We start from the raw sequence: 12,308 nt of genomic DNA on the forward strand, positions 1-12,308 counted from the left end.
CGGGCGGTGTCGCGCCAACCGGCATCCTGCCGGATTTTTTCATGACCAGAGCGGCCCGGATGGCCGCCATTGCCCATTCGGGGATGGATCTCCGTCGGATACGACTATGGCCCGCACCACTCCCATCGAGCGCTACCGCAACTTCGGCATCATGGCCCACATCGATGCCGGCAAGACCACGACCACGGAGCGCATCCTGTTCTACACCGGCGTCTCGCACAAGATCGGCGAGGTGCACGACGGTGCGGCCACGATGGACTGGATGGAGCAGGAGCAGGAGCGCGGCATCACCATCACCTCCGCCGCCACCACGGCGTTCTGGAAGGGCATGGATGGTTCGATGGAGCAGCACCGCTTCAACATCATCGACACCCCCGGGCACGTGGACTTCACCATCGAGGTGGAGCGTTCGCTGCGTGTGCTCGACGGCGCGGTGTTCGTGCTGTGCGCGGTCGGCGGCGTGCAGCCGCAGTCCGAGACCGTGTGGCGCCAGGCCAACAAGTATCACGTGCCGCGCCTTGCCTTCGTCAACAAGATGGACCGCACCGGCGCCAACTTCGACAAGGTGGTTGGCCAGCTGAAGTCGCGCCTGGGTGCGCATCCGGTGCCGATGGTGGTGCCGATCGGTGCCGAGGACGATTTCGAGGGCGTGATCGACCTGATCAAGATGAAGGCGATCATCTGGGACATGCCGTCCCAGGGCATGAAGTTCGAGTACAAGGACATCCCGGCGAACCTCGCGGACAAGGCCGCGGAGGCGCGCAACTTCATGGTCGAGTCCGCCGCCGAGGCCAGCGAAGAGCTGATGAACAAGTACCTTGAAGAGGGCGACCTCTCCGAGGCCGAGATCATCGGCGGCCTGCGCCAGCGGACGCTGTCCAGCGAGATCATTCCGGTCTACTGCGGCACCGCCTTCAAGAACAAGGGCGTGCAGGCGATGCTGGACGCGGTGGTGCATCTGCTGCCGTCGCCGGTGGATCGTCCGCCGGTGACCGGCGTGGACGAGAACGAGCACGAGGCGACCCGCAAGGCGGACGACGCCGCGCCGTTCTCCGCGCTCGCGTTCAAGATCATGACTGATCCGTTCGTCGGTTCGCTGACGTTCTTCCGCGTCTATTCGGGCGTGCTGAACGCCGGCGACGCCGTCTACAACCCGGTGAAGTCGAAGAAGGAACGCATCGGCCGTATCCTGCAGATGCACGCGAACGATCGTCACGAACTGAAGGAAGTGCGCGCGGGCGACATCGCCGCGGCAGTCGGCTTGAAGGATGTGACGACCGGCGACACGCTGTGCGCGCAGGATCACGTCATCACCCTGGAGCGCATGACGTTCCCGGAGCCGGTGATCTCGATGGCGGTGGAGCCGAAGACCAAGTCCGACCAGGAAAAGATGGGCGTCGCGCTCGGCCGCCTGGCCGCCGAGGATCCGTCCTTCCGCGTCCGCACCGACGAGGAGTCGGGCCAGACGATCATTTCGGGCATGGGCGAGCTGCATCTCGACATCATCGTCGACCGCATGAAGCGTGAGTTCAACGTCGAGGCCAACGTCGGCAAGCCGCAGGTGGCGTACCGCGAGACGATCCGTTCCAGTGACGTCAAGAGCGACTACAAGCACGCCAAGCAGTCCGGCGGCAAGGGCCAGTACGGCCATGTGGTGATCGAGATGTCCCCGATCACCGACGCCGACCGCGCCGACGAGAAGCTGGCGCCGATGATCAAGGACGACTTCCTGTTCATCAACGAGATCACCGGCGGCGTGATCCCGAAGGAGTTCATTCCTTCGGTCGAGAAGGGCCTGCGCGAGACCATCACCAGTGGCCCGCTGGCGGGCTTCCCGGTGGTGGGCGTCAAGGTGAAGCTGGTGTTCGGCTCCTACCACGACGTCGACTCGTCCGAGATGGCGTTCAAGCTGGCCGCCTCGATGGCGTTCAAGCAGGGCTTCGCGAAGGCCTCGCCGGCGCTGCTCGAGCCGATCATGAAGGTCGAGGTGGTGACGCCGGAGGAGTACGTCGGCGACGTGATGGGCGACATGAGCCGTCGCCGCGGCATCCTGCGCGGCCAGGAGGACACGCCGTCGGGCAAGACCGTCGACGCGTTCGTCCCGCTGGGCGAGATGTTCGGCTACGCCACCAGTATCCGCTCGCTGACGCAGGGTCGTGCCACCTTCACGATGGAATTCGACCACTACGCCGAGGCGCCGAGCAACATCGCCGAGCAGGTGGTGAAGAAGGCATGACCCTTGCGCTCATCCGTGAGCGCAAAAGCAAATCAAGAAGCGGCCATCCGTGGCCGCACTTTTCAGGAAAAGCCCGCGACCGCAGCCGGTTGCGGGAATCGGAAGAAAACAGTGCGGCCTGCGGGTCGCGTAGATCAAACGACGCGGCGCAAGCCGCACTGACAGAAGTTCTATCTAGAGGTCTCAAGTCATGGCAAAGGGCAAGTTCGAGCGCACCAAGCCCCACGTGAACGTGGGTACGATCGGTCACGTGGACCACGGCAAGACGACGCTGACGGCGGCGCTGACGAAGGTTGGTGCGGAGCGTTTCGGCGGCGAATTCAAGGCCTACGACGCGATCGACGCGGCGCCGGAAGAGAAGGCGCGCGGTATCACGATCTCGACGGCGCATGTGGAATACGAGTCGCCGGTGCGCCACTACGCGCACGTGGACTGCCCGGGCCATGCGGACTACGTGAAGAACATGATCACGGGTGCGGCGCAGATGGACGGCGCGATCCTGGTGTGCTCGGCGGCGGACGGCCCGATGCCGCAGACGCGCGAGCACATCCTGCTGTCGCGCCAGGTGGGCGTGCCGTACATCGTGGTATTCCTGAACAAGGCGGACATGGTGGACGACGCCGAGCTGCTGGAGCTCGTCGAGATGGAAGTGCGCGAGCTGCTGTCGAAGTACGACTTCCCTGGCGACGACACGCCGATCATCAAGGGTTCGGCGCTGAAGGCGCTGGAAGGTGACCAGAGCGAAATCGGCGTGCCGGCGATCATCAAGCTGGTGGACGCGCTGGACAGCTACATTCCGGAGCCGGTGCGCGAGATCGACAAGCCGTTCCTGATGCCGGTCGAGGACGTGTTCTCGATCTCGGGTCGCGGCACGGTGGTGACCGGTCGCGTGGAGCGCGGCATCATCAAGGTCGGCGAGGAAATCGAGGTGGTGGGCATCCGCCCGACGCAGAAGACCACGGTGACCGGCGTGGAGATGTTCCGCAAGCTGCTGGACCAGGGCCAGGCGGGCGACAACGTGGGTCTGCTGCTGCGCGGCCTGAAGCGCGACGACGTGGAGCGCGGGCAGGTGCTGGCGAAGCCGGGCACGATCACGCCGCACACGGACTTCGAGGCCGAGGTGTACGTGCTGTCGAAGGAGGAGGGCGGCCGTCACACCCCGTTCTTCAAGGGCTACCGTCCGCAGTTCTACTTCCGCACCACGGACGTGACCGGCGCGGTGCAGCTGCCGGAAGGCGTGGAGATGGTGATGCCGGGCGACAACGTGAAGATGGTGGTGAGCCTGATCCACCCGATCGCGATGGACGAGGGCCTGCGTTTCGCGATCCGCGAGGGCGGCCGCACCGTCGGCGCCGGCGTGGTGGCCAAGGTCATCAAGTAAGACCCCCGCAGCGGATCGGCGTGGCCGATCCGCTGCCGCCGTTCGGAGTAGCCTGGCCGGTCGCGGCGGGGCTCTTCACTCGGCGAGGATTTGTGGCTATACTTCGCAGCTCACTTGCCGGCTGGATCAGATTCCAGGCCGACTTACCGCGAAATGAGGCGCAGGAAGTGCTTCGAGTTCGCAGGCCGTGGACGGCCATCGCATTCGGCGCAGTTCCGGGGTAATCCCGCCGCTACGTCAACTGCGCAGCAGGATTTGCGCCAGGCGAGCCGATTCGTGCTCGCTTGGCGTTTTTCAGGCCGGGACCGTACCTGATGCGGTCCCGGTTGGTTCCAGAGAGCAGTGCGATGCGGTGAGAAGCCGCCTCGTTGCACATTCAAGTTCTTTTGATAACAGGACACGGTTTATGGCGAACCAGAAGATTCGCATCCGCCTCAAGGCGTTCGATCATCGTCTGATCGACCGTTCGGCCAGCGAGATCGTCGAGACGGCCAAGCGCACCGGCGCCACGGTGCTCGGCCCGATCCCGCTCCCGACCAAGATCGAGCGCTACACCATTCTGGTGTCGCCGCACGTCGACAAGGATGCCCGCGACCAGTACGAGACCCGTACCCACAAGCGCGTGCTCGACATCGTCGACCCCAACGACAAGACCGTGGACGCGCTCATGAAGCTTGATCTCGCCGCTGGCGTCGATGTTCAGATCAAGCTCGGTTGAGCGACAGACAGGATACGAACATGAGTATCGGACTGGTAGGCCGCAAGTGCGGCATGAGCCGGCTCTTCACTGAAGACGGACGCTCGATCCCGGTGACCCTCATCGAGGCCACCCCGAACCGCGTCACCCAGCTGAAGACGGAAGACAACGATGGCTACAGCGCGGTGCAGGTCGCGGCGGGCGTGAAGCGCGCCAGCCTGCTGACGGCGCCGCTGAAGGGCCACTACGCCAAGGCCAAGGTGGAGCCGGGTCGCGGCCTGTGGGAGTTCCGCGTGGCCGCCGAGGATCTCGGCAAGTACAGCGTGGGCGCGGAGATCAAGGCGGACGAGGTGTTCTCGGTCGGCCAGATCGTCGACGTCGCCGGCGTCTCGAAGGGCAAGGGTTTCCAGGGCACCATCAAGCGTCACAACTTCAAGATGGGCGACGCGACGCACGGTAACTCGCTGTCGCATCGCGCGCCGGGTTCGATCGGCCAGCGCCAGACGCCGGGTCGCGTGTTCCCTGGCAAGAAGATGTCCGGCCACATGGGCGCGGTGAACCGTACGCAGCAGGGTCTGGAAGTGGTCAAGGTCGACGCCGAGCGTCACCTGATCGCGGTGAAGGGCGCTGTCCCCGGTGCGACCGGCGGCGACGTCGTCATCCGTCCGACCACCAAGGGTTGAGGAGAGACGCCATGGAACTGAATGTCATTGGCGCCAAGCCGCTCAGCGTGTCGGACGAAGTGTTCGGCGGCGAGTTCAAGCAGGCCCTGATCCACCAGGTGGTGGTTGCGTACCAGGCTGGCGGTCGCGCCGGCACCAAGGCGCAGCTGTCGCGTGGTGAGCTGTCGGGTACCACCAAGAAGTTCAAGAAGCAGAAGGGCGGCGGCGCCCGTCACGGCGACTACCGCGCCCCGATCTTCGTGGGTGGTGGCGTCACCTTCGCGGCCAAGCCGCGCAGCTTCGAGCAGAAGGTCAACCGCAAGGCCTATCGCGTGGCGATCCGCTCGATCCTGGCGGAACTGAATCGCCAAGGCCGCCTGAAGGTGGTCGAGGGCTTCGGCGTCGACCAGCCGAAGACCAAGGCGATGGTCGCCAAGCTTGCCGAGCTCGGGGTGTCCGGCCGGGTGCTGCTGGTTTCCGAGGATGCCAACGAGGCGCTGTACCTGGCCGCGCGCAACATCCCCTACCTGCACGTGCTGGACGTGATGGCGTTGAACCCGGTCAGCCTGGTCGGTTCCGACCACGTGGTGATGACGGTCGACGCCGTGAAGAAGATCGAGGAGTGGCTGGCATGAGCAACGAACGCATTCTCGACACGCTGCGCGCGCCGCACATCTCCGAGAAGTCGGCTCGCGTCGGCGAGCACAACCAGTACGTTTTCGTGGTGGCCCCCGAGGCGACCAAGGCCGATGTCCGCGCGGCGGTGGAGCAGATGTTCGACGTCAAGGTCGAGCAGGTGAACCTCGTCAACAGCAAGGGCAAGGTCAAGTCCTTCCGTTTCCGCGCTGGCAGCCGCCAGGGCAAGCGCAAGGCTTATGTGCGCCTCGCCGATGGCCAGACCATCGACGTGTCGGCCAAGGCCTGAGCCAGGAGTTGAATTGAGATGGCACTGATCACTCACAAGCCGACCTCGCCGGGTCGTCGCGACGCAGTCAGCGTCCGCACCGAGGGCCTGCACAAGGGCGCACCGTACGCGGCGTTGACCGAGGCGCAGTCCAAGACCGGCGGTCGCAACCACTTTGGCCGCATCACCACGCGTCACCGCGGCGGTGGCCACAAGCAGCATTACCGCATCATCGACTTCAAGCGCGACAAGGAAGGCATTGCCGCCAAGGTCGAGCGCATCGAGTACGACCCGAACCGCACCGCGCACATTGCGCTGTTGTGCTACGCCGATGGCGAGCGCCGTTACATCATCGCGCCGAAGGGCGTGCAGGTGGGTGACCGCCTGCTGTCGGGCCACGACGCGCCGATCAAGGCCGGCAACTGCCTGCAGCTGCGCAGCATCCCGGTGGGCTCCACCATCCACTGCATCGAGATGAAGCCCGGCAAGGGCGCGCAGATCGCGCGCAGCGCCGGCGCCTCGGTGCAGCTGGTGGCCCGCGAGTCCGGCTACGCCACGCTGCGCCTGCGCTCCGGCGAAATGCGCCGCGTACCGGTCGAGTGCCGCGCCACCATCGGCGAAGTCGGCAACGGCGAGCACAGCCTGAAGAAGCTCGGCAAGGCCGGTGCCAAGCGCTGGATGGGCATCCGCCCGACCGTGCGTGGCGTGGTAATGAACCCGGTCGACCATCCGCACGGCGGTGGTGAAGGCCGTACCTCCGGCGGCCGTCATCCGGTCAGCCCGTGGGGCACGCCGACCAAGGGTTACAAGACCCGCAACAACAAGCGCACGCAGCAGTTCATCGTGCGCCGCCGCAAGTAACAGGAACCCGACATGCCACGCTCTCTGAAGAAAGGTCCGTTCGTCGACCTTCACCTCGCCAAGAAGGTGGAAGCCGCGGTTTCCGCCAACAACAAGCGTCCGATCAAGACCTGGTCGCGCCGCTCGATGATCCTGCCCGAAATGGTGGGCCTGACCATCGCCATCCACAACGGCCGCCAGCACGTGCCGGTGCTCGTCAACGAGAACATGGTCGGGCACAAGCTCGGCGAGTTCGCGGTGACCCGCACCTTCAAGGGCCACGTCGGCGACAAGAAGGGCAAGTGATGAGCACCGAAGCCAAAGCGATCCTGCGCGGCGCCCGCATCTCGGCGCAGAAGGCACGCCTGGTGGCCGACCTGGTCCGCGGCATGCCCGTGGGCCGGGCCAGCGACGTGCTCGCCTACACCAACAAGAAGGCAGCCCACCTTGTCCGCAAGGTGCTGCTGTCGGCCGTCGCCAACGCCGAGAACAACCTCGGCGCGGATGTCGACGAGCTGAAGGTCTCGCGCATCTTCGTGGACGAAGGTCCCGCGATGAAGCGCATGTATGCCCGCGCCAAAGGTCGCGGCTCGCGCATCCTGAAGCGCACCAGCCACATCACCGTGGTCGTCGGCGAGTAAGAGGAAGAAGACGATGGGTCATAAAGTTCATCCCACCGGCATCCGCCTCGGCATCGCCAAGGACTGGAACGCCAAGTGGTACGCCAACAAGGGCGACTACGCGAAGTATCTCGTGGCGGACATCAAGGTTCGCGAGATGCTGAAGAAGAAGCTGGCCGCGGCCGGCATCTCGAAGATCCAGATCGAGCGCCCGGCCAAGACCGCGCGCGTGACGATCCACACCGCCCGCCCGGGCGTGGTGATCGGCAAGAAGGGCGAGGACATCGAGAAGCTGCGCAAGGAAGTCAGCGACCTGATGGGCGTGCCCACGCACATCAACGTCAACGAAGTGCGCAAGCCCGAGCTGGACGCCCAGCTGGTGGCCGAGTCGATCGCGCAGCAGCTGGAGCGCCGCATCATGTTCCGCCGTGCGATGAAGCGCGCGGTCGGCAACGCGATGCGCCTGGGTGCGCTGGGCATCAAGATCAACGTGTCCGGCCGTTTGAACGGTGCCGAGATCGCCCGCTCCGAGTGGGCGCGCGAAGGCCGAGTGCCGCTGCATACCCTGCGTGCGGACATCGACTACGGCTTCGCAGAGGCGAGCACCACCTACGGCATCATCGGCATCAAGGTGTGGGTCTACAAGGGCGAGATCTTCGACGTGGCCCAGATCGGCCAGGAGCCGAAGGACGAGTCCCCGGCGCCGTCGTCGCGCCGCGAGGGCGGCGAAGGCCGTCGTGACCGCGAATCGCGTCGTGACCGTGACGGCGAAGGCCGTCGCGAGCGCGCGGCGAAGTAAGGAGAGTTGCCATGCTGCAACCCAAGCGAACCAAGTACCGCAAGCAGTTCAAGGGCCGCAACGACGGTCTGGCGCAGTGCGCCAATCTCGTCAGCTTCGGCGAATTCGGCCTGAAGGCGACCACCCACGGCGCGCTCACCGCGCGTCAGATCGAGGCTGGCCGCCGTTGCATCACCCGCTTCGTGAAGCGCGGCGGCAAGCTGTGGATCCGCGTGTTCCCGGACAAGCCGATCACCAAGAAGCCGATCGAAGTGCGTATGGGCGCCGGCAAGGGCGGCGTGGAGTTCTGGGTCGCCCCGATCCAGCCCGGCCGCATGCTGTACGAAATCGAGGGCATCGACGAGGCGTCGGCGCGCGAGGCGTTCCGCCTGGCCGCCGCCAAGCTCTCGGTGCAGACCCAGTTCGTGACCCGGGCGGTGATGTGATATGGCCATCAAAGATCTGACCAACAAGTCGGCCGACGAGCTCAAGCAGCACCTGCTGGACCTGCGCAAGGAGCAGTTCAACCTGCGCATGCAGAAGGGTGCCGGCCAGCTCAGCCAGCCGCATCAGCTGCGCCGCGTCCGGCGCGACATCGCCCGCACGAAGTTCGTGCTCGGCGGCAAGAAGTAAGGGACCGCCGACATGAGCGACAACCAGAAGCAGGCGCGCACCCTCGAGGGCCGCGTCATCAGCAACAAGATGGACAAGACGGTCACCGTCCTGATCGAGCGCCAGGTGCAGCACGGCCTGCTGGGCAAGATCGTGCGCCGGTCGACCAAGCTGCATGCGCAGGACGACCTCGGCGCCAACGAGGGCGACCTGGTGCGCATCGCCGAGTGTCGTCCGCTGTCCAAGACCAAGCATCACCGCGTGGTCGAAATCGTCACTCGCGCGAACGTCTAAGGGGAGGGTGCAGACATGATCCAGATGCAAAGCACGCTCTCCGCGGCGGACAACAGCGGCGCCAAGGAACTGATGTGCATCAAGGTGCTCGGTGGCTCCAAGCGCCGTTACGCCGCGATCGGTGACGTGATCAAGGTCACCGTGAAGGATGCCATCCCGCGCGGCAAGGTGAAGAAGGGCGAGGTGTACAATGCCGTGGTGGTGCGTACCGCCAAGGGCGTGCGCCGTCCCGATGGCTCGCTGATCCGTTTCGACGGCAACGCAGCGGTGCTCCTCAACAACAAGCTCGAGCCGATCGGTACCCGTATCTTCGGGCCGGTCACCCGCGAGCTGCGCAGCGAGAAGTTCATGAAGATCGTCTCGCTCGCGCCCGAAGTGCTCTGAGCGGAGTCAAGAACATGAACCGTATCCGCAAGGGCGATCAGGTCCTCGTGATCGCCGGCAAGAACAAGGGCCAGCGCGGCGAAGTGCTGCGTGTTGCAGACGACCGCGTGTACGTCTCCAACGTGAACCTGGTCAAGCGCCACACCAAGCCGAATCCGCAGGCCAACCAGGCCGGCGGCATCGTCGAGCGCGAGGCCTCGATCCATCTCTCCAATGTGCAGCTGTTCAACCCCGCCACGAACAAGGGTGAACGCGTTGGCACCAAGACGCTCGCTGATGGGCGCAAGGTCCGCGTGTTCCGTTCGACTGGCGAGGTCGTGGACGCGTAAGGATTAATGACATGACGCGCCTTGAGACGTTTTACAAAGAGCAGGTAGTGCCGAAGCTCACCGAGAAGTTCGGCTACCAGAACGTGATGCAGGTTCCCCGCATCACCAAGATCACGCTGAACATGGGCGTGGGCGAAGCCGCGGGCAACAAGAAGATCCTCGAGAACGCCGTGGCCGACATGGCCAAGATCTCGGGTCAGAAGCCGATCACGACCAAGGCGCGCGTTTCCGTGGCCTCGTTCAAGATCCGCGACGGCTGGCCGATCGGTTGCAAGGTCACCCTGCGCCGCGCCCAGATGTTCGAGTTCCTCGACCGCCTGATCAACATCTCGTTGCCCCGCGTCCGCGACTTCCGCGGCGTTTCGGGCCGCGCCTTCGACGGCCGTGGCAACTTCAACTTCGGCGTGAAGGAACAGATCATCTTCCCGGAGATCGACTTCGACGCGATCGACGCGATGCGTGGCATGGACATCGCCATCACCACGACCGCGAAGACCGACGCCGAGGCGAAGGCGCTGCTGGAAGCGTTCAACTTCCCGTTCCGCAATTAAGACGATCGTCCTTGATCGAAGAAAAACCGGCCATCCATGGCCGGACTTTTCAAAAAGAGAGTTAAATATGGCAAAGACCTCGATGGTCAACCGCGACATCAAGCGGACCAAGCTCGTCCAGAAGCACGCTGCCAAGCGCGCCGAACTGAAGGCGATCGTGCTGAGCCCCACCGCCTCCTACGAGGAGAAGATGGAGGCCCAGGGCAAGCTGCAGAAGCTGCCGCGCGACGCCAGCCCGGTGCGCCAGCGCACCCGTTGCGCACTGACCGGCCGTCCGCGTGCCGTGTACGCCAAGTTCAACCTCGGCCGCAACAAGCTGCGCGAGGCCACCATGCGCGGTGACGTGCCGGGCCTGCGCAAGGCGAGCTGGTAATCGATCCACCTGCCCGGTCCCGGATCGGGCGGCCCGGCGGCGCTCTAGCGCCGTCAACGCTGCGATTTCGCAACGGTATTCGCCAAACACCGGCAAAGCTGATACAGTTGTCGGTCTGCGCAAGGCAGGCCGGCTCCTCGTCGGCATCACAACTTGTTGATTTCCGGTCTTATCGGATATCGGTGCACTCTGAAGGATGTTTTCATGAGCATGACTGATCCCATCGCCGACATGTTCACGCGTGTCCGCAACGCTCAGCTGATGAGCAAGCCGACGGTACGCATGCCGTCGTCGAAGCTGAAGGTGGCCATCGCCAACCTTCTCAAGAACGAAGGCTACGTTCTCGACGTGCAGACCTCCCAGGAGGAGGGCAAGCCCGTACTCGAGATCAAGCTGAAGTATTTCGAGGGCCGTCCGGCCATCGAGTCCATTTCCCGCGTCAGCCGATCCGGCCTGCGCATCTACCGCGGCAAGGATGAACTGCCGAAGGTGCTCGGTGGCCTGGGCATCTCGATCATCTCGACGTCCGCCGGTCTGCTGACCGACGCGCAGGCTCGTGCCAAGGGCCTGGGCGGCGAAGTCATCGGCCAGGTTGCCTAAGGAGTCGACGATGTCACGTGTTGCCAAGAAGACGATCAACCTGCCGAAGGGCGTGGAGCTGAAGGCCGCCGCCGACGGCATCTCGGTGAAGGGCCCGAAGGGCACGCTGTCGACCCACGCGCTGCCTGGCGTGTCGGTGTCGGTGAACGGTGAAGCTGTCAACATCCAGCTGGCCGAGGGCGCCGACGACAAGTTCGGCGGTACCACGCGCGCCCTGCTGGCGAACATGGTCAAGGGCGTTTCCGAAGGTTACGAGCGCAAGCTGGAGCTGGTCGGCGTGGGTTACCGCGCCTCGATGGCCGGCAAGGCGCTGAACCTGAGCCTGGGCTTCTCGCACCCGGTGGTGTTCGAGGCGCCGGCCGGAGTCACGCTGGAAACTCCGTCGCAGACCGAAATCCTGATCAAGGGCTCGGACAAGCAGGTCGTGGGCCAGGTGGCCGCCAAGATCCGCGGGTTCCGTCCGCCGGAACCCTACAAGGGCAAGGGCGTGCGCTATGCCGGCGAGAAGATCACCCTGAAGGAAGCCAAGAAGGCGTAAATGAGTTAGTACGCTTTCCCTGCGTGTGGAAGCGGCCATCCATGGCCGCACTCCTCAAAAGAGCAGGGTAGTCCGCTCATACAAGCCGATCCGCTTTCGAGGAACAGACAGATGAACAAGAACGAATCCCGCCTGCGTCGCGCCAAAGCCACGCGTTCGCACATCCGCAAGCTGGGCGTGGCGCGCCTGTCGGTGCATCGCACCGGCCAGCACATTTATGCCCAGGTGTTCGACGCCTCCGGCGACAAGGTGGTGGCGGCTGCCTCCACCGTGCAAAAGTCGGTGGCCGAAGGGCTGAAGGGCACCAAGAACCTGGTCGCCGCCGCGGCGGTGGGCAAGGCCGTGGCCGAGCGCGCGCTGGCTGTCGGCGTGGAATCGGTGGCGTTCGACCGCTCCGGTTTCCGCTACCACGGCCGCATCAAGGCACTGGCCGATGCGGCCCGCGAGGCGGGCCTGAAGTTCTAAGCGCCGGGGCCGGAGTCCACCCGGATTCCGCCCCTGCGTCAGCG

Annotated in this window: 20 protein-coding genes; all 20 read left to right on the plus strand. The window is 64.8% G+C overall.

Going from position 1 to position 12,308, the window contains the following annotated elements; translation table 11 throughout:
• Positions 1 to 106: 106 nt before the first annotated feature.
• The 20 genes from fusA to rplR all read left to right on the plus strand — a co-directional run bounded on the left by fusA (position 107) and on the right by rplR (position 12,264).
• Entirely contained in the window at positions 107 to 2,236 is a 2,130-nt protein-coding gene (gene fusA, locus ACQGNW_RS08115) for an elongation factor G (protein WP_426662619.1), read from the plus strand.
• A 190-nt stretch (positions 2,237 to 2,426) separates the two neighbouring features.
• Complete coding sequence (gene tuf, locus ACQGNW_RS08120) at positions 2,427 to 3,617, plus strand: elongation factor Tu (protein ID WP_426661014.1); 1,191 nt, start codon at positions 2,427 to 2,429, stop codon at positions 3,615 to 3,617.
• A gap of 406 nt (positions 3,618 to 4,023) precedes the next feature.
• Complete coding sequence (gene rpsJ, locus ACQGNW_RS08125) at positions 4,024 to 4,335, plus strand: 30S ribosomal protein S10 (protein ID WP_014402136.1); 312 nt, start codon at positions 4,024 to 4,026, stop codon at positions 4,333 to 4,335.
• A 20-nt stretch (positions 4,336 to 4,355) separates the two neighbouring features.
• The gene (gene rplC, locus ACQGNW_RS08130; protein ID WP_426662620.1) at positions 4,356 to 4,997 is read left to right on the plus strand and encodes a 50S ribosomal protein L3; all 642 of its coding nucleotides are present in this window, start codon (positions 4,356 to 4,358) and stop codon (positions 4,995 to 4,997) included.
• A gap of 11 nt (positions 4,998 to 5,008) precedes the next feature.
• Complete coding sequence (gene rplD / locus ACQGNW_RS08135; RefSeq protein ID WP_426662621.1) at positions 5,009 to 5,611, plus strand: 50S ribosomal protein L4; 603 nt, start codon at positions 5,009 to 5,011, stop codon at positions 5,609 to 5,611.
• On the plus strand, positions 5,608 to 5,901 hold the full coding sequence (gene rplW, locus ACQGNW_RS08140; RefSeq protein ID WP_426662622.1) for a 50S ribosomal protein L23: 294 nt from the start codon (positions 5,608 to 5,610) through the stop codon (positions 5,899 to 5,901). Before rplD ends, rplW begins: the two co-directional genes overlap by 4 nt.
• Positions 5,902 to 5,919: 18 nt before the next feature.
• Positions 5,920 to 6,741, plus strand: a complete 822-nt coding sequence (gene rplB, locus ACQGNW_RS08145) for a 50S ribosomal protein L2 (protein WP_426662623.1) — start codon at positions 5,920 to 5,922, stop codon at positions 6,739 to 6,741.
• Positions 6,742 to 6,753: 12 nt separating this feature from the next.
• On the plus strand, positions 6,754 to 7,026 hold the full coding sequence (gene rpsS, locus ACQGNW_RS08150) for a 30S ribosomal protein S19 (RefSeq protein WP_077481308.1): 273 nt from the start codon (positions 6,754 to 6,756) through the stop codon (positions 7,024 to 7,026).
• On the plus strand, positions 7,026 to 7,361 hold the full coding sequence (gene rplV, locus ACQGNW_RS08155) for a 50S ribosomal protein L22 (protein ID WP_426662624.1): 336 nt from the start codon (positions 7,026 to 7,028) through the stop codon (positions 7,359 to 7,361). Before rpsS ends, rplV begins: the two co-directional genes overlap by 1 nt.
• Positions 7,362 to 7,374: 13 nt before the next feature.
• Positions 7,375 to 8,139 carry a 30S ribosomal protein S3 gene (rpsC, locus tag ACQGNW_RS08160; RefSeq protein WP_426662625.1) on the plus strand — a complete coding sequence of 255 codons (765 nt, stop codon included), beginning with the start codon at positions 7,375 to 7,377 and terminating at the stop codon, positions 8,137 to 8,139.
• 11 nt (positions 8,140 to 8,150) lie between these two features.
• Complete coding sequence (gene rplP, locus ACQGNW_RS08165; RefSeq protein WP_367853338.1) at positions 8,151 to 8,564, plus strand: 50S ribosomal protein L16; 414 nt, start codon at positions 8,151 to 8,153, stop codon at positions 8,562 to 8,564.
• A 1-nt stretch (position 8,565) separates the two neighbouring features.
• A complete protein-coding gene (gene rpmC, locus ACQGNW_RS08170) occupies positions 8,566 to 8,751 on the plus strand; it encodes a 50S ribosomal protein L29 (protein WP_426662627.1) in 186 nt (61 codons plus the stop codon).
• A gap of 12 nt (positions 8,752 to 8,763) precedes the next feature.
• Positions 8,764 to 9,024 (plus strand): 30S ribosomal protein S17, encoded by a 261-nt coding sequence (gene rpsQ / locus ACQGNW_RS08175; RefSeq protein WP_404536077.1) that lies wholly within the window; start codon positions 8,764 to 8,766, stop codon positions 9,022 to 9,024.
• Between the two features lie 15 nt (positions 9,025 to 9,039).
• Positions 9,040 to 9,408, plus strand: coding sequence for a 50S ribosomal protein L14 (rplN, locus tag ACQGNW_RS08180; RefSeq protein ID WP_007513359.1), 369 nt, complete (start codon positions 9,040 to 9,042; stop codon positions 9,406 to 9,408).
• Between the two features lie 14 nt (positions 9,409 to 9,422).
• Complete coding sequence (gene rplX, locus ACQGNW_RS08185; protein ID WP_426662628.1) at positions 9,423 to 9,737, plus strand: 50S ribosomal protein L24; 315 nt, start codon at positions 9,423 to 9,425, stop codon at positions 9,735 to 9,737.
• Between the two features lie 11 nt (positions 9,738 to 9,748).
• Positions 9,749 to 10,288, plus strand: a complete 540-nt coding sequence (gene rplE / locus ACQGNW_RS08190) for a 50S ribosomal protein L5 (RefSeq protein WP_426662629.1) — start codon at positions 9,749 to 9,751, stop codon at positions 10,286 to 10,288.
• Positions 10,289 to 10,355: 67 nt separating this feature from the next.
• Complete coding sequence (rpsN, locus tag ACQGNW_RS08195) at positions 10,356 to 10,661, plus strand: 30S ribosomal protein S14 (RefSeq protein ID WP_181300999.1); 306 nt, start codon at positions 10,356 to 10,358, stop codon at positions 10,659 to 10,661.
• Between the two features lie 204 nt (positions 10,662 to 10,865).
• The gene (gene rpsH, locus ACQGNW_RS08200) at positions 10,866 to 11,261 is read left to right on the plus strand and encodes a 30S ribosomal protein S8 (protein ID WP_426662630.1); all 396 of its coding nucleotides are present in this window, start codon (positions 10,866 to 10,868) and stop codon (positions 11,259 to 11,261) included.
• A 10-nt stretch (positions 11,262 to 11,271) separates the two neighbouring features.
• Positions 11,272 to 11,799, plus strand: coding sequence for a 50S ribosomal protein L6 (gene rplF, locus ACQGNW_RS08205; protein ID WP_426662631.1), 528 nt, complete (start codon positions 11,272 to 11,274; stop codon positions 11,797 to 11,799).
• A 111-nt stretch (positions 11,800 to 11,910) separates the two neighbouring features.
• On the plus strand, positions 11,911 to 12,264 hold the full coding sequence (rplR, locus tag ACQGNW_RS08210) for a 50S ribosomal protein L18 (RefSeq protein ID WP_426662632.1): 354 nt from the start codon (positions 11,911 to 11,913) through the stop codon (positions 12,262 to 12,264).
• Positions 12,265 to 12,308 lie beyond the last annotated feature (44 nt).

Origin of the sequence: Rhodanobacter aciditrophus (assembly GCF_050026795.1) — a bacterium.
Classification (GTDB): domain Bacteria; phylum Pseudomonadota; class Gammaproteobacteria; order Xanthomonadales; family Rhodanobacteraceae; genus Rhodanobacter_A.

What these genes read in the sequence shown, in the direction of transcription:
- fusA (WP_426662619.1), top strand. Translation starts at nt 107, where the DNA reads ATGGCCCGCACCACTCCCATCGAGCGCTACCGCAACTTCGGCATCATG.
- tuf (WP_426661014.1), top strand. Translation starts at nt 2,427, where the DNA reads ATGGCAAAGGGCAAGTTCGAGCGCACCAAGCCCCACGTGAACGTGGGT.
- rpsJ (WP_014402136.1), top strand. Translation starts at nt 4,024, where the DNA reads ATGGCGAACCAGAAGATTCGCATCCGCCTCAAGGCGTTCGATCATCGT.
- rplC (WP_426662620.1), top strand. Translation starts at nt 4,356, where the DNA reads ATGAGTATCGGACTGGTAGGCCGCAAGTGCGGCATGAGCCGGCTCTTC.
- rplD (WP_426662621.1), top strand. Translation starts at nt 5,009, where the DNA reads ATGGAACTGAATGTCATTGGCGCCAAGCCGCTCAGCGTGTCGGACGAA.
- rplW (WP_426662622.1), top strand. Translation starts at nt 5,608, where the DNA reads ATGAGCAACGAACGCATTCTCGACACGCTGCGCGCGCCGCACATCTCC.
- rplB (WP_426662623.1), top strand. Translation starts at nt 5,920, where the DNA reads ATGGCACTGATCACTCACAAGCCGACCTCGCCGGGTCGTCGCGACGCA.
- rpsS (WP_077481308.1), top strand. Translation starts at nt 6,754, where the DNA reads ATGCCACGCTCTCTGAAGAAAGGTCCGTTCGTCGACCTTCACCTCGCC.
- rplV (WP_426662624.1), top strand. Translation starts at nt 7,026, where the DNA reads ATGAGCACCGAAGCCAAAGCGATCCTGCGCGGCGCCCGCATCTCGGCG.
- rpsC (WP_426662625.1), top strand. Translation starts at nt 7,375, where the DNA reads ATGGGTCATAAAGTTCATCCCACCGGCATCCGCCTCGGCATCGCCAAG.
- rplP (WP_367853338.1), top strand. Translation starts at nt 8,151, where the DNA reads ATGCTGCAACCCAAGCGAACCAAGTACCGCAAGCAGTTCAAGGGCCGC.
- rpmC (WP_426662627.1), top strand. Translation starts at nt 8,566, where the DNA reads ATGGCCATCAAAGATCTGACCAACAAGTCGGCCGACGAGCTCAAGCAG.
- rpsQ (WP_404536077.1), top strand. Translation starts at nt 8,764, where the DNA reads ATGAGCGACAACCAGAAGCAGGCGCGCACCCTCGAGGGCCGCGTCATC.
- rplN (WP_007513359.1), top strand. Translation starts at nt 9,040, where the DNA reads ATGATCCAGATGCAAAGCACGCTCTCCGCGGCGGACAACAGCGGCGCC.
- rplX (WP_426662628.1), top strand. Translation starts at nt 9,423, where the DNA reads ATGAACCGTATCCGCAAGGGCGATCAGGTCCTCGTGATCGCCGGCAAG.
- rplE (WP_426662629.1), top strand. Translation starts at nt 9,749, where the DNA reads ATGACGCGCCTTGAGACGTTTTACAAAGAGCAGGTAGTGCCGAAGCTC.
- rpsN (WP_181300999.1), top strand. Translation starts at nt 10,356, where the DNA reads ATGGCAAAGACCTCGATGGTCAACCGCGACATCAAGCGGACCAAGCTC.
- rpsH (WP_426662630.1), top strand. Translation starts at nt 10,866, where the DNA reads ATGAGCATGACTGATCCCATCGCCGACATGTTCACGCGTGTCCGCAAC.
- rplF (WP_426662631.1), top strand. Translation starts at nt 11,272, where the DNA reads ATGTCACGTGTTGCCAAGAAGACGATCAACCTGCCGAAGGGCGTGGAG.
- rplR (WP_426662632.1), top strand. Translation starts at nt 11,911, where the DNA reads ATGAACAAGAACGAATCCCGCCTGCGTCGCGCCAAAGCCACGCGTTCG.